17 protein-coding genes are annotated in these 20,036 nt (G+C 53.0%); 6 read left to right on the top strand and 11 right to left on the bottom strand.

Going from position 1 to position 20,036, the window contains the following annotated elements:
- Positions 1–132: 132 nt before the first annotated feature.
- The gene (locus ACO064_RS08650; RefSeq protein WP_114408106.1) at positions 133–1,851 is read right to left on the bottom strand and encodes a GMC oxidoreductase; all 1,719 of its coding nucleotides are present in this window, start codon (positions 1,849–1,851) and stop codon (positions 133–135) included.
- 109 nt (positions 1,852–1,960) lie between these two features.
- The gene (locus ACO064_RS08655; protein WP_229312255.1) at positions 1,961–2,551 is read right to left on the bottom strand and encodes a gluconate 2-dehydrogenase subunit 3 family protein; all 591 of its coding nucleotides are present in this window, start codon (positions 2,549–2,551) and stop codon (positions 1,961–1,963) included.
- Positions 2,552–2,982: 431 nt separating this feature from the next.
- On the opposite strand from ACO064_RS08655, the gene ACO064_RS08660 reads away from it, so the two are divergent.
- From ACO064_RS08660 to ACO064_RS08670, 3 genes are all read left to right on the top strand, one after another.
- On the top strand, positions 2,983–3,633 hold the full coding sequence (locus tag ACO064_RS08660) for an RNA polymerase sigma factor (RefSeq protein WP_421826986.1): 651 nt from the start codon (positions 2,983–2,985) through the stop codon (positions 3,631–3,633).
- Between the two features lie 11 nt (positions 3,634–3,644).
- Entirely contained in the window at positions 3,645–3,953 is a 309-nt protein-coding gene (locus tag ACO064_RS08665) for a hypothetical protein (RefSeq protein ID WP_421826987.1), read from the top strand.
- Positions 3,954–4,283: 330 nt separating this feature from the next.
- Positions 4,284–4,739: a hypothetical protein gene (locus ACO064_RS08670; RefSeq protein ID WP_421826988.1), complete on the top strand. Its 456-nt coding sequence runs from the start codon at positions 4,284–4,286 to the stop codon at positions 4,737–4,739.
- A 190-nt stretch (positions 4,740–4,929) separates the two neighbouring features.
- On the opposite strand, the gene ACO064_RS08675 is transcribed toward ACO064_RS08670, so the two are convergent.
- The 9 genes from ACO064_RS08675 to hemC all read right to left on the bottom strand — a co-directional run bounded on the left by ACO064_RS08675 (position 4,930) and on the right by hemC (position 15,139).
- Positions 4,930–5,919 carry a 3-hydroxyacyl-CoA dehydrogenase family protein gene (locus ACO064_RS08675; protein WP_421826989.1) on the bottom strand — a complete coding sequence of 330 codons (990 nt, stop codon included), beginning with the start codon at positions 5,917–5,919 and terminating at the stop codon, positions 4,930–4,932.
- A gap of 37 nt (positions 5,920–5,956) precedes the next feature.
- Positions 5,957–6,760 carry a 3-keto-disaccharide hydrolase gene (locus ACO064_RS08680; RefSeq protein ID WP_421826990.1) on the bottom strand — a complete coding sequence of 268 codons (804 nt, stop codon included), beginning with the start codon at positions 6,758–6,760 and terminating at the stop codon, positions 5,957–5,959.
- A 34-nt stretch (positions 6,761–6,794) separates the two neighbouring features.
- A complete protein-coding gene (locus ACO064_RS08685; protein ID WP_421826991.1) occupies positions 6,795–9,953 on the bottom strand; it encodes a PVC-type heme-binding CxxCH protein in 3,159 nt (1,052 codons plus the stop codon).
- Positions 9,954–10,088: 135 nt separating this feature from the next.
- Positions 10,089–11,348 (bottom strand): glycosyltransferase 87 family protein, encoded by a 1,260-nt coding sequence (locus ACO064_RS08690; RefSeq protein ID WP_421826992.1) that lies wholly within the window; start codon positions 11,346–11,348, stop codon positions 10,089–10,091.
- A 90-nt stretch (positions 11,349–11,438) separates the two neighbouring features.
- Positions 11,439–11,873 carry a hypothetical protein gene (locus ACO064_RS08695; protein ID WP_421826993.1) on the bottom strand — a complete coding sequence of 145 codons (435 nt, stop codon included), beginning with the start codon at positions 11,871–11,873 and terminating at the stop codon, positions 11,439–11,441.
- A gap of 147 nt (positions 11,874–12,020) precedes the next feature.
- Positions 12,021–12,920: an SDR family oxidoreductase gene (locus ACO064_RS08700; protein ID WP_421826994.1), complete on the bottom strand. Its 900-nt coding sequence runs from the start codon at positions 12,918–12,920 to the stop codon at positions 12,021–12,023.
- A 9-nt stretch (positions 12,921–12,929) separates the two neighbouring features.
- Positions 12,930–13,643 (bottom strand): peptidylprolyl isomerase, encoded by a 714-nt coding sequence (locus tag ACO064_RS08705; RefSeq protein WP_421826995.1) that lies wholly within the window; start codon positions 13,641–13,643, stop codon positions 12,930–12,932.
- Positions 13,644–13,738: 95 nt separating this feature from the next.
- Positions 13,739–14,182: a GNAT family N-acetyltransferase gene (locus tag ACO064_RS08710; protein ID WP_421826996.1), complete on the bottom strand. Its 444-nt coding sequence runs from the start codon at positions 14,180–14,182 to the stop codon at positions 13,739–13,741.
- A 33-nt stretch (positions 14,183–14,215) separates the two neighbouring features.
- The gene (hemC, locus tag ACO064_RS08715) at positions 14,216–15,139 is read right to left on the bottom strand and encodes a hydroxymethylbilane synthase (RefSeq protein ID WP_421826997.1); all 924 of its coding nucleotides are present in this window, start codon (positions 15,137–15,139) and stop codon (positions 14,216–14,218) included.
- Positions 15,140–15,265: 126 nt separating this feature from the next.
- On the opposite strand from hemC, the gene ACO064_RS08720 reads away from it, so the two are divergent.
- The 3 genes from ACO064_RS08720 to ACO064_RS08730 are packed head-to-tail and all read left to right on the top strand — an operon-like array spanning position 15,266 to position 20,029.
- The gene (locus ACO064_RS08720) at positions 15,266–17,629 is read left to right on the top strand and encodes a type I restriction-modification system subunit M (protein WP_421826998.1); all 2,364 of its coding nucleotides are present in this window, start codon (positions 15,266–15,268) and stop codon (positions 17,627–17,629) included.
- A 53-nt stretch (positions 17,630–17,682) separates the two neighbouring features.
- Positions 17,683–18,738: a PDDEXK nuclease domain-containing protein gene (locus ACO064_RS08725; protein WP_421826999.1), complete on the top strand. Its 1,056-nt coding sequence runs from the start codon at positions 17,683–17,685 to the stop codon at positions 18,736–18,738.
- Entirely contained in the window at positions 18,731–20,029 is a 1,299-nt protein-coding gene (locus ACO064_RS08730; protein WP_421827000.1) for a restriction endonuclease subunit S, read from the top strand. The genes ACO064_RS08725 and ACO064_RS08730 overlap by 8 nt, the downstream gene beginning before the upstream one ends.
- Positions 20,030–20,036 lie beyond the last annotated feature (7 nt).

The raw sequence follows: 20,036 nt of genomic DNA on the forward strand, positions 1-20,036 counted from the left end.
CGCCGAGACAACGCTCTGAACGATATGACAAGGCTGATATCGAAAGGGTTGCAAAAAGAATGATGAGTTATGAATGATGAACGATGAATTGATAAGCGTAAGCCCATTCATCATTCATAACTCATCATTCTACTACAGGTTTTGCCGCTTCAGTTCCTGCACGGCGTAGTTGGCCGCGCGGGCGGTCATGGCCATGTAGGTGAGCGACGGGTTGACACACGAAGCCGAAACCATGAACGCGCCGTCGGTACAGAAAACATTTTTCACCGAATGCACCTGGTTGAATTTGTTCAGCACCGACTGTTTCGGATCATTCCCCATCCGGGCGGTTCCCATTTCGTGAATCCCCAGACCCGGCCACGAACCGTTGTCGTTGATGGTCACGTTTTTCAAACCCGCCGTTTCGAGCATTTCGGCCGCATCGTTGCCCATGTCCTTCCGCATTTTCATTTCGTTTTCCTTGAATTCGGCATCGAAACGCAGTACCGGCAGACCATACTTATCGGTTTTCGACTTGTCGATCACGACTTTGTTTTCGAAATACGGCAGGCATTCGCCAAAACCGCCCAGGTTCATGGCCCAGGGTCCGGGTTTGGTCATTTCGTCTTTGAAGGCCGCTCCGAAGCCCTCCGAAGCCGTACCCCGGCCCCAGTTCATGCGCGAAGCACCGCCCTGGTAGCCAAAACCGCGCAGGTAATCGCGTTTTGCCTGGCCGGGCAGGTTGCGGAAACGCGGCACGTAAATCCCGTTCGCCCGACGACCGTAGTAGTATTTATCGCCAAACCCTTCGTAGACGCCACTGGCACCCACCCGGAAATGGTGATCCATTACATAGTGACCCAGCACCCCGCTTTCGTTGCCCAAACCGTTCGGAAACCGGTTGGAAACCGACGCCATCAGGATTTGCGTCGACGCCATCGAGGAAGCACACAGGAAAATAATTTTGGCGTTGAACGTCAGTTCTTCTTTCGTCAACTGATCGACCACCCGAACGCCCGTCGCTTTTTTCTTCGCTTCGTCGTAGATCACCGAGGTCACGATGGAATGCGGGCGGAGCGTCAGGTTTTTGGTTTTCATGGCTGCCGGCAAGGTGGCCGACTGCGTGCTGAAATACGCGCCGAACGGACACCCCCGGCTACACAGGTTCCGGTATTGACATTGCGCTCGGCCCAGGGCGCTTTGTTGCGCCGTAGGCTTGGTGATGTGTGCCACCCGGCCAATGGTGATCGTCCGTTCCTTGAATTTTTTCTCTACCTCGCCTTTGACGTGTTTTTCGAGACAATACATGTCCATCGGCGGTTGAAACTGCCCGTCGGGCAACTGCGGCAACCCGTCGCGTGAACCACTGACGCCGATGAATTTTTCGACGTAATCGTACCAGGGCGAAATGTCTTTGTAGCGGATCGGCCAGTCGGCACCGACGCCTTCCTTGATGTTGGCTTCAAAATCGAGATCGCCCAGGCGGTAGCTCTGACGGCCCCACATCAGCGAACGCCCACCCGTGTGGTAGCCGCGCATCCAGTCGAACCGCTTGTCTTCCAGATACGGATTTTCTTTATCGTTGACAAACAGGTAAGCGGTTCCTTCCGAAACCGTGTAGCCCGTCCGGGCCTGAACGGCCTGTTCTTCGGCAATCTCCGACGTCACCCGCCCCCGGTGCGGAAACTGCCAGGGGTCGGTCATGGCGGTTTTATACCCTTCAATGTGTTTGATGTCTTCGCCCCGCTCGAGCATCAGCACCTTCAAACCCTTCTCCGTCAGCTCTTTCGCTGCCCATCCCCCGCTGATCCCCGATCCGACCACAATGGCGTCGTAGGTAGTGGCTTTGATACTATCTATGTTGAGGTTCATGTTTTTAATAACGAATGAAAATGGATAATGAACAATTGCCGGAACTGCTCAGGCAGCCCCAAATGACGAACGAACCGGAAAGCCTTTCATTCGTCCTTGTTCATCGACACTAGGTAGCCCAGGCTTTCTGTCCGGGTTTCAGATCAACACACCCCTGGAACCGGCCCGGAACGGCAATGTAGGCCAGGGCCTGCGTAGCACCGATTTCCGATGTAAAATACCCGTTCAGCGTCAAAGATTTCAGGGTGTTGAAGAAGGGCGTATACCGTTTTTCAGCGGGCATCGATGCCATCGCCTTGCGTTGTTCGGCGGCTTCGGCCTGCAATTTCGTCATGATCTCCGTCCGTTGCGTGGCGTCGAGTGCCACGAAATTCTTGCTGTAGGCAGCCTGACTCAGCTCATTGGTATGGGCCAGTCCGTCTAAAAACTGCTTCTGATCTTTTTGCGGATAACAGTCTTTTAAAATAATGTCAATGATTTCATTGACTTTGGCGGCTTTCGCACCGGGGGTGCTGGTCGTAGGGATAATGACTTCGGTCATTTCAGCGACCATCGTGTCCTGGTCGGCCGTAAACAACAGAGGCTTTCCGCTCAGGGCCCGTCTGGTGGCCGACGCTTCGAGCGTATCCGCGAGTGCAGGCAGCGTCAGGGTGGTTCCCATCAAGGCCGCAACCCGCATCAAGGCATCTCTTCTGTTCATACTATATTGAGTAAAAGATTAGTGAGATTCAAAAAACTAACGGAATAATCCATGACAAATATAGGCAATCGATCGGCTATTTGTATGGCGTTCGGCAGGTTTCATCCGAAAAAGGAAGGCCAACAGAGCGTATAGTCTTACCGGTTATGCCCCGATACGTCATCGCGGATTCGGGTTATGAATCTGCCAAAAAACCGGTAGAAATGAAATGGATGGGGCATTTTTCTTTTTTGCGCCTGGGACGGCAGGGATGAGTGGTGAGATGAATGCCTCAAAAATAACCTTCTCACATCTCTTGTCTTTCTTCTAACTTCTTTACTCCCAAGCCCTAAACAACCTTTCGTCGGGTCAATTGCGCCACTTATCCATTTTTAGGGACTTCAGGCACTGTCCATACAATATCCGCTGTTTTCATCCGACTTCCCTACTGTATGAGAAACGTTGCGCTGTCAGTCCCCATCAATCCGGAGGGATCGGACCATTCCGGTCCCGATTCCCGGCCACCCGACGGGGCGGCCCGGGCGGTTCAGCGCGAACGACCCCGCCTGCTGGATTTTATTCGTCGACGGCTCCCGACGCGCGAGGATGCCGAAGACCTGTTGCAGGATGTGCTGATGGACTGGGCTGAAATCGACCGGCGGACGCAACTGCCGTCGCCCACGGAACCGCTGACGCAGCCCATCGAGCATCTGGCGGGGTGGCTGTTTGCGGTGGCCCGGCGGAAAATCGTCGACTGGTACCGGAAAAAGCGGACGGTTTCGCTGGAAGACCAGTCCAGGGGCTACGCCGACGACGATGGCGAACCGCTGCTGATGGCCAGTTTGCTGCCCGCCAACGACCTGACCGCCGACGAAATGCTGATGCGCGAAGCGATGATGGAAGCCGTCATGGAAGCGGTTTCGGAACTCCCCGCCGAACAACGCGAGGTATTTATCCGGCACGAGATCGACGGACAGAGTTTCCGGGACATGGCCGACGAAACCGGTATTCCGATCAACACACTGCTGTCGCGCAAACGCTACGCGATTCTGTACCTGCGGGAACGCCTGCGGGGCTTATACGAAGAATGGATCATAAACTAAACACAACGACAATGGAACCTCTGTTGATTTTAAAAGGAATTGGCTTTTTAGCCCTCGGAATTGCCCTCTTCATGCTCGTCACGCTGGTGGTCATGCGGCTGTGGAACTGGCTGGTGCCCTCGGTTTTTAACGGACCCAAAATCCGGTTCGTTCAGGCACTGGGTCTTCTGTTTCTGACGAGACTGCTGGTGGGCGGTTTTGGCTTCGGCGGTGGGCATGGCGGACACTGGCGCGGACAACACGGTTTTGACCGTCACCATGCCGCCGTTTGCCAGCCGTATGACAAAGGGTCGAACACGGTGAAACCGCGCGAACAATAACCTATTTAAATTTTAGGAAATAAGGCATTATATCGGTCATCCCTACGGGATTTTAGACCCACCTCGTTCCCTTTTACCCCGATTAAAATCGAGGGCTACAATATGAATCATCCCTACGGGATTATCAAATCCCAAAATCCCTTAGGGATGACGCATGTTGTAACAATGGGCAAAACCGCCGAATTAGAATGAAACAAGTCCCGTAGGGATGATTCATATTGTAGCAATGGGGCAAAACCACCGAATTAGAATGAAACAAATCCCGTAGGGATGACGCATGTTGTAACAATGGGGTGAAACCATCTACCCGTATTAAACATTTAAGAAACCATGAAACTATTTTGGATTAAACGCGTATTTGGCGGCCTGTTACTCGCTGCCATTTTTGTAACGGCGGCCGGCTGGGCCGTATCGAGTCTCTGGAACTGGCTGGTGCCGGTGCTGTTTGCCGGCCCGACCATCACCTTCGTTCAGGCCCTGGGCCTGCTCCTGCTGAGCCGGATGCTGGTCGGTTTTCGCGGGGGCTGGGGTGGCCGACGGTGGGGCGGTGGCGGCTGGGGCGGGAATCCCTACGGTCACCCGAAACACGCTTACTGGCGCGAGAAAATGTCGAACCGCTGGCAAAACATGACGCCCGAAGAACGCCAGCAGTTCAAGCAGCAGATGAAGGAACAATGGAAAGGCGGCTGTGGCCCGCGCGGATTCGGACGTGGGCGACACTGGGGACCTGAACCACAGGAAACGGAACCCGGCCATTCGGCAGAGCCTACCGCGACGCAGAGTTGATTTTTAGTGATATAAGGGAAATGAAGAACTCGTTCAGGATTTCATTTCTCTACAAGGAAAAGAGAATGATGAATATCGAATGAAAAATGATGAATATTAAATGTAAAAGTATTGGAATGTGAGCCACTTTTACATTTAATATTCATCATTTTTCATTCGATATTCGTTTTACGCAATCCTGAAATCGTTTCTATACCGAATCGTCCTCTTTCAGTTTTTTCTTCACATAATCGGCCGGGTATTGCAAGGCAATTTCGCGGATTTTGTAACTAAATTCCGTAAATGTTTCCTCCCAAAGCCGGGCTTCTTCCGGCGTGTAGTCGTAAAAACCGTGTGCATTGGCGACGCCCCGCCCCCCGCTTTTTACGATGTCGTCGATCAGCTTAGGCACTTCCGTACTGTTGTTGAGCGTGGGCAACAGGTCTTTCATAACGGTATGGTAGGCCGGAACGCCGGTCAAATCCATCCAGCGGAAAACCCCCACCAGCGTCATGAAATAGCCCGCATTGTTGCGGCAGGAACGGTCCACATCCTCCACTGTCGCGTAGCCATTTTCGACCAGACTGATGGCTTCCCGGTACATCGCATACATCAGGCGATTGGTGATAAAACCGGCGATATCCTTCCGGACCAGGATCGGTTCCTTGCCCCAGAAGTGGGCCAGTTCATAGAGGTATTCGCCCTGGGAAACCGCACTGTCGTCTCCGCAAATGATTTCCAGAAACCGGGTGGTATGCGCCGGTTCGGCCCAGTGCAGTCCAAAAAACCGCTCCGGGTGCTGGGTCAGTTTCTGAAGCACACTGATCGGAATGGCCGAAGTGTTGCTGGCCAGCAGCGCATCGGAAGCAATCACCCGTTCCACTTTCTGGTATACCGATTCCTTAATCCCCCGGTCTTCGATGGTACATTCGATGACCAGCCGGGCGGGCCGGAGTTCTTCGTAGTCCTCCGTCAGAATCAGGTTTTCCAGATACGATTCCGGTTGATTCGTAATTAGTCCTTTCTGATACGACCGTTCGAGGTGCTCTTTGATCCGGGGCAGGGCGGTGACCATGTCAACGGGAATCGGCGCAACGGCAACGACGGGATGACCGGCAATCAGTAAACAGGTGGTAATGCTGCATCCCATCAGCCCAAGGCCAACGATGCCGACCGGGATTTCTTGCGGAATTGGGGTCATTGGCTACAATCTAGTGGTTTTTGATTCTAAACAGGTGCTATTTCCTTCGTAAAGGAGCAAGTTCCACTTTTCTAACAAACAGTTCGGCACCTTCGGATTGAATCTGGATGCGACCTTTCGCGGGTTTCACCTGGATAGCCTGGTTGACCAGCGTTCCGTTCAGGTAAATCGAAACCGTGTCGCCCTCGGCCACGCAAACCACCGTATTCCACTCGCCCAGCGGTTTTTCAATGTCTTTGGCACCCCGGAACCCCTTGACATCCTTCCAGGCCGGGTCCCGGTCGAACCAGTCGATCCGGCCGCTGTGGATGGTCAGGGGCGAACCCGACGGGGAATACACATTGCCCCGGCCTTCCTGTTTGGGTGCTACGGTGGCCGTCAAGGCGTAGTTCTCACTGCCATCGCCCACCACCAGAAAATCACCCGATCCACCCTCAATGAGCTGGCATTCGATGGAACGCATCCAGATCCCGCGATACCCGCCATCCGGCCCGGTAGAATGCAATAGGATGCCATTGTCCCGCGCACGGTCTTCCCGGGGCGCATAAGTCCTGTCTCCCCATTTAAACTCCACCGTCAGCATATAATTTTCGTACTCCTTATTGGTAATGATGCTGCCATATTCTTCGCCCGAGACGTGAATCAGTCCATCGTGTACTGCAAAGACCTTTTTGATATCATTCTCCCGCCCCCGTTTTTCAATAAAGACATACCACCCCTTCAGGTTTTTTCCGTTAAACAGTCTGACGGTTTTCGACCGCGCCGATTGAGCGGTGGCATCGCCTGTGGCAACCAACAGGCCAACGATCACCGCCAGAACGATTAAACCCAAGCCCCTCATTTTCAATCACTTTTATCAGGAACAGATTCCGGTTTTATTTTTTCTGACTGGCCTGAATCATCCGGTCCAGTCGGTAGGGCAGCGCGTTGAGAAAAGCGATCAAGTGGGCCATTTCGGCCGGATTCAGTTGCTGATCCAGGCCCGGCGGCATCATCGACAACGTCTGCGGTTCGATGGTGGTGATCTCCGAACGGGCAATCCGTACACCGGGGGCAGGCCCCAGTTCAATCACGACCGACTCCGGAAGCTGTTCCTTCAGGATGCCCGTATACGACGTGTTTTTCGTGAACACCCGGAACGTTTCATACTCCCGGGCAAAACTGGCGCTCGGGTATACGATGGCTTCCAGAATGTCGTGCTGAGAACGGATTTCACCGATGTTGGTCAGGTCGGGACCAAAACGCCCGCCTTCTGCTCCCACGGCATGGCAGGTAGAACACGACGCCTTGCCATAAAACAGTTTCCGGCCTTCGCCCACATCGCCCCCTGTCAACCGGGCTTCCAGGTTTTGCAGGTGCGCCAACCGCTCCGCATGCAACGACTTTAGTTTGACCAGCAGCGGGGCGGCCTGGGTTTGCACCGATGCCGGAAACGGCTTCAACAGGTTTTGAAAATCCTGCTCCGGCACATTGTCCAGCCGCCCCGAAACCACTTGCAGGGCGGTGATGAGTTCCTGGCCCACCTGTTCATCCCGGTTTCCTTCAAAGGCACTCAGCAGGGGCGGCAACAGGAAAGCGTCCGCCTTCCCGAGTTGGGTGCGGGCGATCACCAGAAGCTGGTCATTGGTCAGTTCAGCGTGGTTCAGGAGCCGAACCGCCTGCTGGCGCACCGGCGAATCGAACGATGGGCCGAGGTACGTCAGCAAGAGTTGAAACTCCGGATCGGTCAGACCCGGCGACGACATGATCCGCGCGCTCAGGGCTTTCAGCCGGAAGCCAACGGGCGTCTTTTCCCCCTGAACGATCCGGTCCAGATGCGGATTCAGCACCTTGATCCGCCGGGATTCAATCAATCCCAACACCTGAGAAAGCACCTGCTCATCGTTGCTCCGGAGTTGATTCCCCAGTTCTTCTACCCACACATCCGGCAGCTTCTTCAACGTACATTTTGCCATGACCTCCAGCAGCAACCCTTTTCGGGCGGAGGTCGTGGCCGAACTTGCCAGTTGGGCGGCTAAAAAATTCTGTAAAGTGGGTTCCTTGCTAAAGGTCAGCATCAGTTCCTGAACCGAACCGGCGTCGGCATCCGAAAGCGCCCCGTCCCTGAGTTTTTTTTCCAGAAAACCGATGACAATGTCCGACCATTCGGGGTGGTGGGAAGCCACCCAGATACCGGTTTTCTGGAAATCCGTCTCCCGGGCGGCCAGGGCTGCGGCCAGATGCGTTTTTTGAAGCGGAGCACCGTCCATCTGATCCAACGCAATCAGGGCCGCAACACGGATCTTCGAAGACGAATTTTCCAGCGCCTTGATCAGCAGTTCCGTATTCCTGAGTGTAATGAGTGAGTGGACGATGGCATGTCCGACAAACCGGTCGGTATTGCTCGCGGCAGCGTTCAGCAAGGCCGGAACGGCTTTTTGATCGCCGATCTGCCCCAGCGCCGTGGCCGCCTGGCGACGAACCGGCAACGCATCCTTCTGCATCAAAGCAATGAGCTTGTCAACGGCCATTCTGTCTTTATGCAACCCCAACGCCCGAACGGCAGCCGTACGAACGACACTACTCCTGTCAGTCAGTGCTTTATGAACGCCATTCCAGGCCGAAGGCGTATTGATCCGGGACAACGCAAAAACCGCCGATGCCCGCACCTCCTCATCTTTTAAGGCAGGCCAAACCGTGAGAAGGGGGTTGACCGCTGCATTTCCGCGTTGAATCAATTGCTCCATCGCATTGTCGCGGACGGCCAGCCGGGTATCCGTGAGGTAGTTGAGCAGGGTTTGGGGCGTCTGTTTGGCCAGTGTGAGTTTTTTGCCCCACGCATCGTTCGGCCTGGGCGCACCGGTTTTGCGGATGCGGTAAATACCGCCCTGAACATCCGGTTTGGCAACGCGCGACAGCGGACATCCTTCGATGAACCAGCCGCCCGTCACCACCATCAGCATACTGCCATCTGCATCCTGAAGCACATCCGTCGGGTGCGAATCGGCGCTGAACGACTTCAAAAAGACGTTATCCTCCGTTTTGAACGTGGCTCCGTCGGGCGAAAGGCTATGCCGCATGATTCGTCCGGTATTAAATTCGGCATTGAACAAATTACCTTGATAAGCCGCTCCAAAACCGGCACCCCGGTAACGCATGATGCCGGAAGGGGCCACGCGGGGCATTTTGGTCATCGTCGGCATCAGGTCGCCGGTGAGTTTCAGGCCATCTTCGGCGATGACGGGGTTCGGTTTGGGGTACGTGCCGCCTTCCACCCAGTGCATCAGGGCGTCGCGTTGCCCATCCTGCGGATCGACAAAATAAGTCATCGTTCCGATGGTTTCACCCGACGGCATAAAGGCAATTTCAATGGAATTATCAAAACCGCCCCCCGCCAGCGACTCCAGGCCGGTTCCGTCGGGGCGACAGCGCCAGATTCGGGCACTTTTTCCTTTCAGGAGCTTACCCTCTTTGGTGGTAATCGAAAATCCCCGGCGGGCGTCGGTCAGGTAGAGCCAGCCATCGGGGCCGAAAAAAGGGCCACCCAGCGTGGCTCCATTGGCGTGCAGCGTCCAGCCCGTCAGAATCACATCTTTTTGGTCCGAAACGCCATCGTCGTTCGTATCCGTATACTTCACCAGATTGGGAGATTCGGCTACATACAGGCTGCCCCGGTAAAATACACCACCTTTGGGAAACGGAATGTTTTTGGCAAAAATCCGGCTTTTTTCAAACTGGCCGTCGTCATCGGCATCTTCCAGCAAGCGAATGTGATACGACGGTTCGGCCAGCATTTTTTCGGTTCCCATGGCATTCGGACCAGTTGATTCAAACACAAAAAGCCGACCGGCGCCATCGAAGCTGGCAAACATGGGGTAAGACAGCAAGTCCGGTGCCACGGCCCGTTCGATGGTAAAACCGTCCGGCACCTGAAAGCCCGGCGTTTCGCTGGGTTTTCGACCCGTTGATCCGATCAGGAACAGGCCCGCCAGAAAAAACACACCGGTCTGGCTCACTCGACGGCCCCACCGGTACTTGCTGGTACGAAGAGACATAGCTATAGCAAAGAAGACTTTTACACACAACAATCTTATCGTATTTCCTGCGTAGACGCAAGCGAGCCCACCCAATCCCGAAATAAAGTATTATTAATCAGCAAAAATGTTGAATCGGCTCCTCCCGGCGGCAGGCTACCCATTCGGATAGGGCGTTGGGGAAAGATTCGGCAGGGATGAAGAGGGGTGTTTTTTTCGCAGGACGTGGACGAAGAAAAAGAGAAAAAAACCGTTCCGGGCTGTCAGCAGCAAAACACCAAAAACCGTAGGATCAACCAGTTTGGGGTAAAAAACCGGGTAGACCAGCGTGGTCAGTAAAAAAATGAAGCCCATCCAGGCGATCTGCTTGACGGATAGAAAGAGCACAAACGGAAGTAACCAGATCAGGTATTGGGGCGAAAACACCTTGTTGGTACTGATAAAAACCATCAAAGCACCCAGCAAAAACCGAAGCAGACTGTCCGCAGAAACCGTTCCGGTCTGCCCGTATTCGAGCCGGAACCGGAACCAGCCAAGCGCCAGAAGCCCGCTAAAAGCCACCAGAAACAATCCCGGTAAGGCTTTCAGAACCGGCCCAACCCCACTGGCTTCCAGGTGAAAGGCCCCGTAGTTAAAGGCGGTGCTGACCCGCGACAAATCCGTTAAATGTCCCAGCAGAACCAAGCCCCCGGCCACACTTTCGATTTGAAGTCCCCGCAATTGGTGATATGTCAGAAAGGAAAATACCTGATTCCCAGACAGAAACACAACCGGCAGCAACACCAGCGCAACCGCAAGCCCGGTTCCGGCCACCAGCCGCACCGACGCCCGGTATTGCTGCCCGGCCAGGTAATACACCAGCAGAACCGGCACCAGCATAACCGGATATAATTTGGCCATGATGGCCAGCCCAATCCACATCCCCGCCAGCAGGGGTTGCTTCTTTAAAACCGCCAGAAAAGCCAGTAAGGTCAGCCAGGCCGGAAAGAGATCATACCGCCAGAATACAAAATCTTTGCTCAGAATGATGAGCAGCAAATAAACCGCCAGGAGCCGCCAGGGGGGCAACGATTCCGGCCAAAACCGGGCCACTTGTTGTACCGTGAAGGCAATCAGCAACAGCAGTGAAAAGGTTTCCAGTAGATACAGCATGGAATACGCCCGGTAATCGAGCGTCAGGCCAGCCGTAACCAGGTGCGGAAGCACCAGCGGCAACAGGGCCAATGGCGGGTATTCAACGGTAAAATCGCGGTACGGTATTTTCCCTTCAGACAGTTGGGTAGAAACCGAAAAATACAATTTCATGTCGGCTGGTGGAGCCGTTGCTTTTCGCTGCCACAGTAAAAAACCGTAGCTGAGCAGCAGAATCCCCATCGCCCCGGCAACCCACTTGAAGAATCCTTCCTTAACCTTCACATTGACAATTTGTTAGCACCGGGGCGCAATATACCGGATAACCATTGTTCAACCAATCGCGGACGGTTTTTCGCGTTGCAAAGATTCGGCTCAAATTTGCTTTTTGGTGACCAGTTTGCTGATCGCCGTGCCGTTGATTGAAATGACTTCCTTAGCCTCCATGGCCGGCTCGATGTCGATGGCTCTGAAGTTGACGCTAATTCCTCCTTTTGGCCGGACCAGCACCACCAAGCGTTTATCAGCGCCCGTACCAACCTCGCGAAACTCTCTGATGGTCGCATATTTGAAGGCGTACCCCTCTTCCAGCGCAGCCGCTTTTTGTCCAAATTTGTCAAACGAGAGATAGGCATGCTGATAAGCCCCCGAAGGCAATCCGCCCTTCCCAAACCGAACCGAATCCCCCGCTTTCAGAACGATGCCGCGCTTCGTGGTAACGGGGCCGTCGATGCGTTTGCCCGCAGCCGGTAACTGCGCCAGACCGTTCAGGGAAACGACGGCAAGAACAAAAAACAGGATCCATTTCATACGATTCAGGAAGGGGTTTAGGGTTGACGGTGTTCGGTTTACGGTTTACGGTATTCGGTTTACGGTATTCAGTTTAAGGTAGCTAACGTATCCAAGTAAGCACGCGTCAGCCACCGTAAACCATAAACTGAAAACCGTAAACCGATTTTAAATCTGCGCGGCCAGAACCGCAATGCCTTCTTCAAAACTTTTGGGTTCGTAGCCCAACACCCGGCGCGGTTTGTCCAGCACAAAACCCGTGCGCGGGGGGCGTCTGGCGGGTTGCGAAAATGTCGACGAATCGGCCTGGGTAATGAGCGACTTATCGAGGTTGAAATACTCGGCGGTTTTGATGGCCATTTCGTAGGGATTCAGAAAGTCTTTCCCGGAAATGTTATAAATACCTTCCGCTTTCTGGTCGGCAATGAGCCAGCAGCCGAGGGCCAGATCTTCGGCCAGCGTTGGCGTGCGCCACTGATCGGTCACCACTTTGATCGTCTTGCCGTCTTCGAGCGATTTCTTCACCCAAAGAATAATGTTACTCCGGCTCATGTCGTGGGCAATGCCGTAGACCAGAACCGTCCGGGCGATGGCCCAACGAATGCCCGAATGAATAACGGCTTTTTCGGCGGCATATTTGCTCCAGCCGTAGAAACTGATCGGGTTCGCTTCGGCTTCTTCGGTGTAAGGCCCGGCGGCACCGTCGAAGATAAAATCCGTCGAAACGTGCAACAGGAAGCTATCGGTGCTGCGGCAGGCTTCCACCAGATACTCGACCGCTTTCACATTCTGCGCCCAGCAGGCGTCTTTTTCCGACTCACACTGATCCACGTTGGTCATGGCCGCCGTGTGGATCACCACATCCGGTTTTGTTTCGCCAATTACGTCAAGCACCTGCTGGCGGTCGGTAATGTCCATCGGTTGATAGGAATACCGATCTGACTCCGGCAGCCGGTTGGCCCCGCGCGCCGTGGCAATGAGTTCCACCTCCGGTTGCCGGATCAATAGATCGACTAACTTCTGCCCCAGAAGGCCGTTGGAACCGGTAATAAGAATTCGTTTTTTCATAGCATTCAATCACTTCCGATAGGTGTACCCGAATTGTTTCGTAATTTTTTTCTTCTTCATCCACTCGCCCGAAACCGTCATGCGAAGGTCTTTCAGGGGGCGATTAAGCGGGTTGGCGGGTTGTTTGGCCACGCTGTCCACCACGGCCAGGCCGTCGATCACCTCGCCAAAAACCGTGTAATTTCCGTCCAGGTGCGGGGTTCCGCCCAACGACTGGTACACCTGTTTCTGCGCGTCGGTTGGCTGGCGTCCTTTCAGTTGCGTGATGCGCTCGGTCTGTTTCCGGAAGTTTTCATCGTCCCAAACCCGGCCCTGTACCACGTAAAACTGACAGCCGCTCGAGGCTTTTTCCGGATTGTTGTCGCGGGCTGCCGCCAGTGCGCCTTTCTTGTGAAACAATTCCGGGACAAATTCGGCCGGTACCGTATAGCCCACGTCGCCACTGCCCAGCATCTGTTCGGCCTGGGCCGTCCGGGAATTCGGGTCGCCCCCCTGAATCATAAAATTCTGGATGATCCGGTGAAACAGCAACCCGTTGTAGAACTTTTCCTGGGTGAGCTTGATAAAATTCGCCTTGTGTTTCGGCGTCTGGTCGTACAGAATCAACCGCATCACGCCAAAATCCGTCTGGATCGTCACCAGATAATCCTTGCGTTTGGACGGTTTTTTGGCCAGAACCGGCTCGGTTAACAGAAAGCAAATAAGGATGACAAATAGTCGCATACGTGGTGTGTTGGTTTGCTTGCCCCCAACCCCCTGAAGGGGGCTTCAGCATCTGAATTTATAAAGCCCCCTTCAGGGGGTTGGGGGTAATTTTATTACAATTTCAACGCAAAGTGGTGACTGACAATGTTAAACCGCTTGTTCAGATACAGCCGGTGGGCATCATACCGCTGTGGATTATGGCCCGAATCGAGCGTGACGGCCACGCAACCGGCTTTGCGGGCTTCGTCGATCACGAAGTCCAACAACTGGCTGGCGTAGCCTTTCCCGCGCTGGTCGGGCAGGGTCGACAAGTCATCAATGTACAGGGTTTTCCCGCTGAAAAGCAGGTTCATATAGCGGTAGCCGATGGCGGCCGGGGCCACGGTTTCGGACGGATCAGTATCCGAATTATCGACAAAAGCGACCACGTAGCGGTCTTCTTCCTGCAACAAAAAAATCTGTCGGAGCGCCTGTTCTTCGGTTAAATGCGGCCGCAGGGTCACCAGAGCGGGCAGACAACGGCGAAGATCGGCTTCGGTTTGGGCAATTTTAATCATGAGAAACGGTGGCAGATGGCTTGAGCCGACAAGTTACAAGTTTTGGCGAACCGCCCGCAAAATTTCGTCCCCCCCTTTCGCTAATAAACTTTCGGCCAGATCGTGCCCAATCTGTTCGGCATCCGCCAGCGGCCCGCTGAATTGTTCCCGCAACAGCTCCTGGCCGTCGAGGCTCACGACGCCACCGGTCAGCGTCAGTTCCTCATCCTGCAAGGTGGCCAGCCCAAAAACCGGGATGCTGCAACCGCCTTCCAGCCTCCGCAAAAAGGCCCGCTCGGCTTTCAGGCAGGCTTCGGTGGGCGCGTGGTTGGTGAGTTGACGAATGGTATTGAGTTTGTCGATCGGCAGGCTGGTTGCCGCTTCGATGGCCACGCTGCCCTGCCCCACGGCGGGCGTAAAATCCTGCGTCGGCAGGTATTCGGCAATCAAATCGTCGTATTCCATCCGGTGAACGCCTGCGTAGGCCAGCAGCAGCGCGTCGCACTGCCCCTCTTCCAGTTTTCGCAGGCGGGTTTGCAGGTTGCCGCGCATGTCGACGGTGGTGATGTGCGGGCAAAAGTGCTTCAGCATCGCCACCCGGCGCGTCGAAGAAGTGCCGACGACAAATTCCCGGCCACCGGTCAGCGACAGGCTTTTGTCGTGGCTCACCAGCACGTCGTTGACCCGTTCGCGCTCCGTGAAAGCAATGATCGCCAGATCGTTCGGCAGGGATGATTGCAGGTCTTTGGCACTGTGAACGGCAATGTCGATGGTGCCCGCCCGAAGCTGGTCTTCCAGTTCCTGCGTAAAAACGCCCTTGCTGCCAATTTTCGATAGGGAGCGATCCAGAATCTGGTCGCCCTTGGTTTCGATCAGCACCAGTTCCGACTCGACCTCAGCCGCTTTCAGCAGATCCTGAATGTAATACGCCTGCCAAAGCGCCAGCCGACTGCTGCGCGTTCCAATTTTTATTTTCATGGGTAAAAACCGTATCTGAAATGAAGGCGGCAAGTTATTCAAGAATAACTTGCCGACCAACGAAAACGCCGGGCGGCAATCCGTCAATTGTTTACATTTGCCATTCAGAAAAAATAGCGATCCTGTATGAATACGAGTGCTCACAATAAATTAGTCTCTTTTATCTGGTCCATTGCTGACGACTGCCTCCGCGATGTGTATGTTCGGGGTAAATACCGGGACGTTATCCTGCCAATGGTGGTGCTGCGCCGGTTGGATGCCCTGCTCGAACCGAGCAAGGACGAGGTGATGGAAGAAGTACGGTTTCAGCGCGAGGAAGCCGGTTTTACCGAACTGGACGATACGGGTTTGCGGGGGGCATCGGGCTACGTATTTTACAACACCAGCGTCTGGACGCTGCAAAAACTGCACGACACGGCCACCAATAACCAGCAATTGCTGGAAGCCAACTTCACGGATTACCTGGACGGTTTCAGCGATAATGTGAAAGAGATTGTTCGCAAGTTTAATCTCAAAAGCCAGGTCAGGCACATGGCCAACAAGGATGTGCTGCTCGATGTATTGGAAAAATTCACCTCGCCGTATATCAATCTCACTCCGCATGAAAAACTGGACCCGGAAGGCCGTAAACTCCCGGCCTTGTCGAACCTGGGGATGGGTTATGTGTTCGAGGAGTTAATTCGGAAATTTAACGAAGAGAACAACGAAGAAGCGGGGGAACACTTTACGCCCCGCGAGGTCATCGACCTGATGACGCACCTGGTTTTTGAGCCGATTAAAGACCGACTGCCACCCGTGATGACCATCTATGACCCGGCTTGCGGATCGGGCGGCATGCTGACCGAATCGCAGAACTTCATCAAAGACGAAGAGGGCATGATCCGCGCTACGGGTGATGTGTATCTGTTCGGCAAGGAAATCAACGACGAAACCTACGCCATTTGCAAGTCGGATATGATGATCAAGGGCAACGACCCCGAAAACATCAAAAACGGCTCGACGCTTTCGACCGACGAATTTGCCGGTCGTCAGTTTGATTTTATGCTCTCCAACCCACCTTATGGCAAATCGTGGGCGAGTGAGGTTAAATACATCAAAGATGGGAATGACGTGATCGACCCGCGTTTCCGCATCAGGCTCAAAAATTATTGGGGTGAAGAGGAAGACGCTGACGCCATTCCGCGGTCGAGCGACGGGCAGTTGCTGTTCCTGATGGAAATGGTTAACAAACTCAAACCGTTAACGGCGGCTCCGGCCGGGTCCCGGATTGCCTCGGTCCACAACGGTTCCAGTCTATTTACGGGCGATGCCGGGGGTGGCGAAAGCAACATCCGGCGCTACTTGATCGAAAATGATCTGCTCGAAGCCATCATTCAGTTGCCCAATAACCTGTTTTACAACACCGGTATTACGACGTATATCTGGTTGTTGAGCAACGGCAAAACCGCCCACCGGAGAGGTAAAGTACAACTCATTGACGCTGGTCCGCTATATCGCAAACTACGGAAAAATCTCGGGGCCAAAAACTGTGAACTGGCCCCCGAGCACATCCATGAAATCCTGCAAGCGTATTTACAGCTATCGAACATCGAACGCACGGGAGATGAGGGGCTGGCCAGTCGGGTGTTCGACAACCCGGATTTTGGCTATTATAAAGTGACCATCGAGCGGCCCAAACGCCTGAAAGCCCAGTTTAGCGCCGAACGGATTGCGGAGTTACGCTTTGACAATAAACTCCGCGAACCGATGGCCTGGGCCTGGGAAACCTACGGCGATCGGGTGTATACGGACCTGCCCGCGCTGGAAAAAGACCTGATCGACTGGTGCGAGAAACAGGACCTGAACCTGGCCCGCAAACAGCAGGAAGCCCTGTTAAAACCCGACAACTGGCTGAAACAGCAGGTGCTGATGAATACCGCCACCAAACTAATGCGCGCCATCGGCACCGACGAATACCACAATTTTAATGTCTTTGCCCGCGAGGTCGACCTGGAATTGAAGGCGCTGGGCGTCAAACTGTCGGCTTCCGAAAAGAAACAGATTCTGGATGCCGTGAGCTGGTACGATGCCGATGCCGAAAAGGTGGTGAAAGGCACCATCAAGCTCAAAGGCGATAAACTGAACGAGCTGCTGGCGCATCTGAATTGTACCGAAGCCCAATTGCCTGATTTTGGCTATTATACTACGGAAAAACCGGGCGCATCCACGCGGGGTGAATACCTCGAATATGAAACCGAATCAGACCTGCGTGATACGGAAAACGTGCCGCTCAAAGACGATATCCACGCCTATTTTCTGCGCGAAGTGAAACCCCACGTGGCCGAAGCCTGGATTAACCTCGACGCCACCAAGATTGGCTACGAAATCAGCTTTAACAAATACTTTTACCGCCACAAACCGCTGCGGACGCTGGAGGAAGTGAGTGCCGATATTCTGCAACTGGAAGAAGAAAGTGAAGGGCTGATTAAGTCTATTTTATCCTTAACCTGATTTTACAATACTCTCGGCACTGCCGGGGGTATTTTCCGGACGCAGTAATCAAGATGGATAAAGAGCTACTACCCGAAGATAATCAACTTGTTAGTGACATTAAGCAGTTGATCGAAGGCACTCGTCAGATGGTTAGCCAAACCGTAAATTCGGGACTGACGCAGTTGTACTGGCACATTGGCAAACGAATCAATACAGAGTTACTTGCCCACGCACGAGCCGAATACGGCAAGCAGATTGTGGTTTCGATAGCCCAGGAATTGACGGGTGAATATGGCCGTAGTTTTGACGAGAAGAACCTACGCCGGATGATCCAGTTTTCAGAATTATTTCCGGATGCTGACATTGTCGCGACACTGTCACGACAATTGAGTTGGTCGCACTTTGTCGCTATGATTCCGCTGAAAGACAGCCTGCAACGGGATTTTTACGCGCAAATGTGCCGGATCGAAAACTGGTCGGTGCGAACGCTGCGGCAAAAAATCGACGGTATGTTGTTTGAACGGACTGCTCTGTCCAAAAAGCCCGAAGACCTGGCCCAACTGGAGTTACGGCAACTCCGGGAAGAGGACCGGATAACTCCCGATCTGATTTTCAAAGACCCGTACCTCCTTGACTTTCTGAACCTGAAAGACACGTTCAGCGAACTGGATCTGGAAGAAGCTATTCTACGCGAGATTGAAAAGTTTATTCTTGAACTTGGCAACGGATTTACGTTTGTGGAACGGCAAAAGCGGATGGTGATCGACAATCAGGATTTTCGGCTTGATCTGCTCTTCTATCATCGACGGCTGAAACGGCTGGTGGCCGTTGAGTTGAAACTTGGTAAGTTCAAAGCCGCCTACAAAGGGCAGATGGAGCTTTATTTACGCTGGCTGGAGAAGTACGACCAACAGCCCGGCGAAGAACAACCCATTGGGCTGATTCTCTGTGCGGAAGGAAACCGGGAGCAAATTGAACTGCTCCAGCTCGATACGGCTAACATCCGGGTTGCTGAATACCTGACTGATTATTTACCCAAAGAACTGCTGATGCAGAAACTACATCAATTTACGGAATCGAGCAAACGAATGCTGGACAACCGACCTCAACCCGACACCCATGACTGATACCGCTGAAATCAAAACGAACGAAACGCTGAAACACAACCGATATGCCGACTACAAAGATTCCGGTGTAGAGTGGCTGGGCGAAATTCCGGCGCATTGGGAGGTTGTGAAATCTAAATACTTATGGAAAGAAAGAATTGACTTATCAGAAAATGGCGATGAAATGCTTCTTTCTGTATCTCAATATACTGGAGTAGGTACAAGAGACGATGGTTCCAGAACGGAATCACTGGTTGGGTATAAAAAGGTCCAGAAAAACGACTTAGTAATAAATATAATGCTAGCCTGGTTAGGTGGCTTAGGGCTATCTTCTTTCAGCGGTGTTGTGAGTCCAGCTTATGCAGTATATAGACAGACAAAAGATTTAAACCCCAAGTTTCTACACTATCTGTACCGAACGAGTATTTACCTTGATGAATTTGGCCGGAGATCAAAAGGGGTTGTCCCATCCAGATGGAGAATGTATACTGATGACTTTGGGCAGGTTATAACTCTTCTCGCCCCCCTCACCGAACAAACCCGCATTGCCGAATTTTTAGACCGAAAAACCGCCCAGATCGACCAGGCCATTGCCCAGAAAGAACGGCTGATCGAGTTGCTCAACGAACGGCGGCAGGTGATGATTCATCAAGCCATTACGCGGGGATTGAATCCGGATGTGCCGATGAAAGATTCTGGTATTGAGTGGATAGGGGAAATTCCGGCACATTGGGAGGTGAAGAAGTTGAAGTACGTGCTGACAGAAAGAAATGACAGGTCAGATACTGGTCTTGAAACGATGTTGATGATGAGCCAAGAACATGGCCTTGTTGTGAGAGCCGAATACCATGAAAAAGCTATTGCTGGCCAAACAAGCATTGGTAGTAAAAAGGTGCTTTACAACGACTTAGTATTCAATAAACTTAAAGCACATTTGGGCGTTTTCTTCAAAAGTACGATTGAAGAAGTTGGATTAGTTAGTCCAGATTATGCAGTATATACTTCAAATGGAGTGGTTGAAGATTTAAAGTTCTTAGAACTTTTGTTTAGGCACCCAGCTTACATATGGCAATTTATTTGCAGTGCAACTGGCATTGTTGAGGGTTTAATTCGATTATACACTGGGGATTTATTCAATATAAGAATTTCCGTTCCTCCTTTGACTGAGCAAAAAGAAATCTTAGCCGAAGTAAATGAAAAAAGTTCGCAGATAGAAAGTGCTTTAAAAAAGATGGAGTATGAAATTAAACTCCTCCAGGAACTCAAATCAACCTTGATCAACTCGGCTGTAACGGGCAAGATCAAGGTATAACGGCAAC

This window comes from Larkinella sp. (genome assembly GCF_965227735.1).
GTDB lineage: Bacteria > Bacteroidota > Bacteroidia > Cytophagales > Spirosomataceae > Larkinella.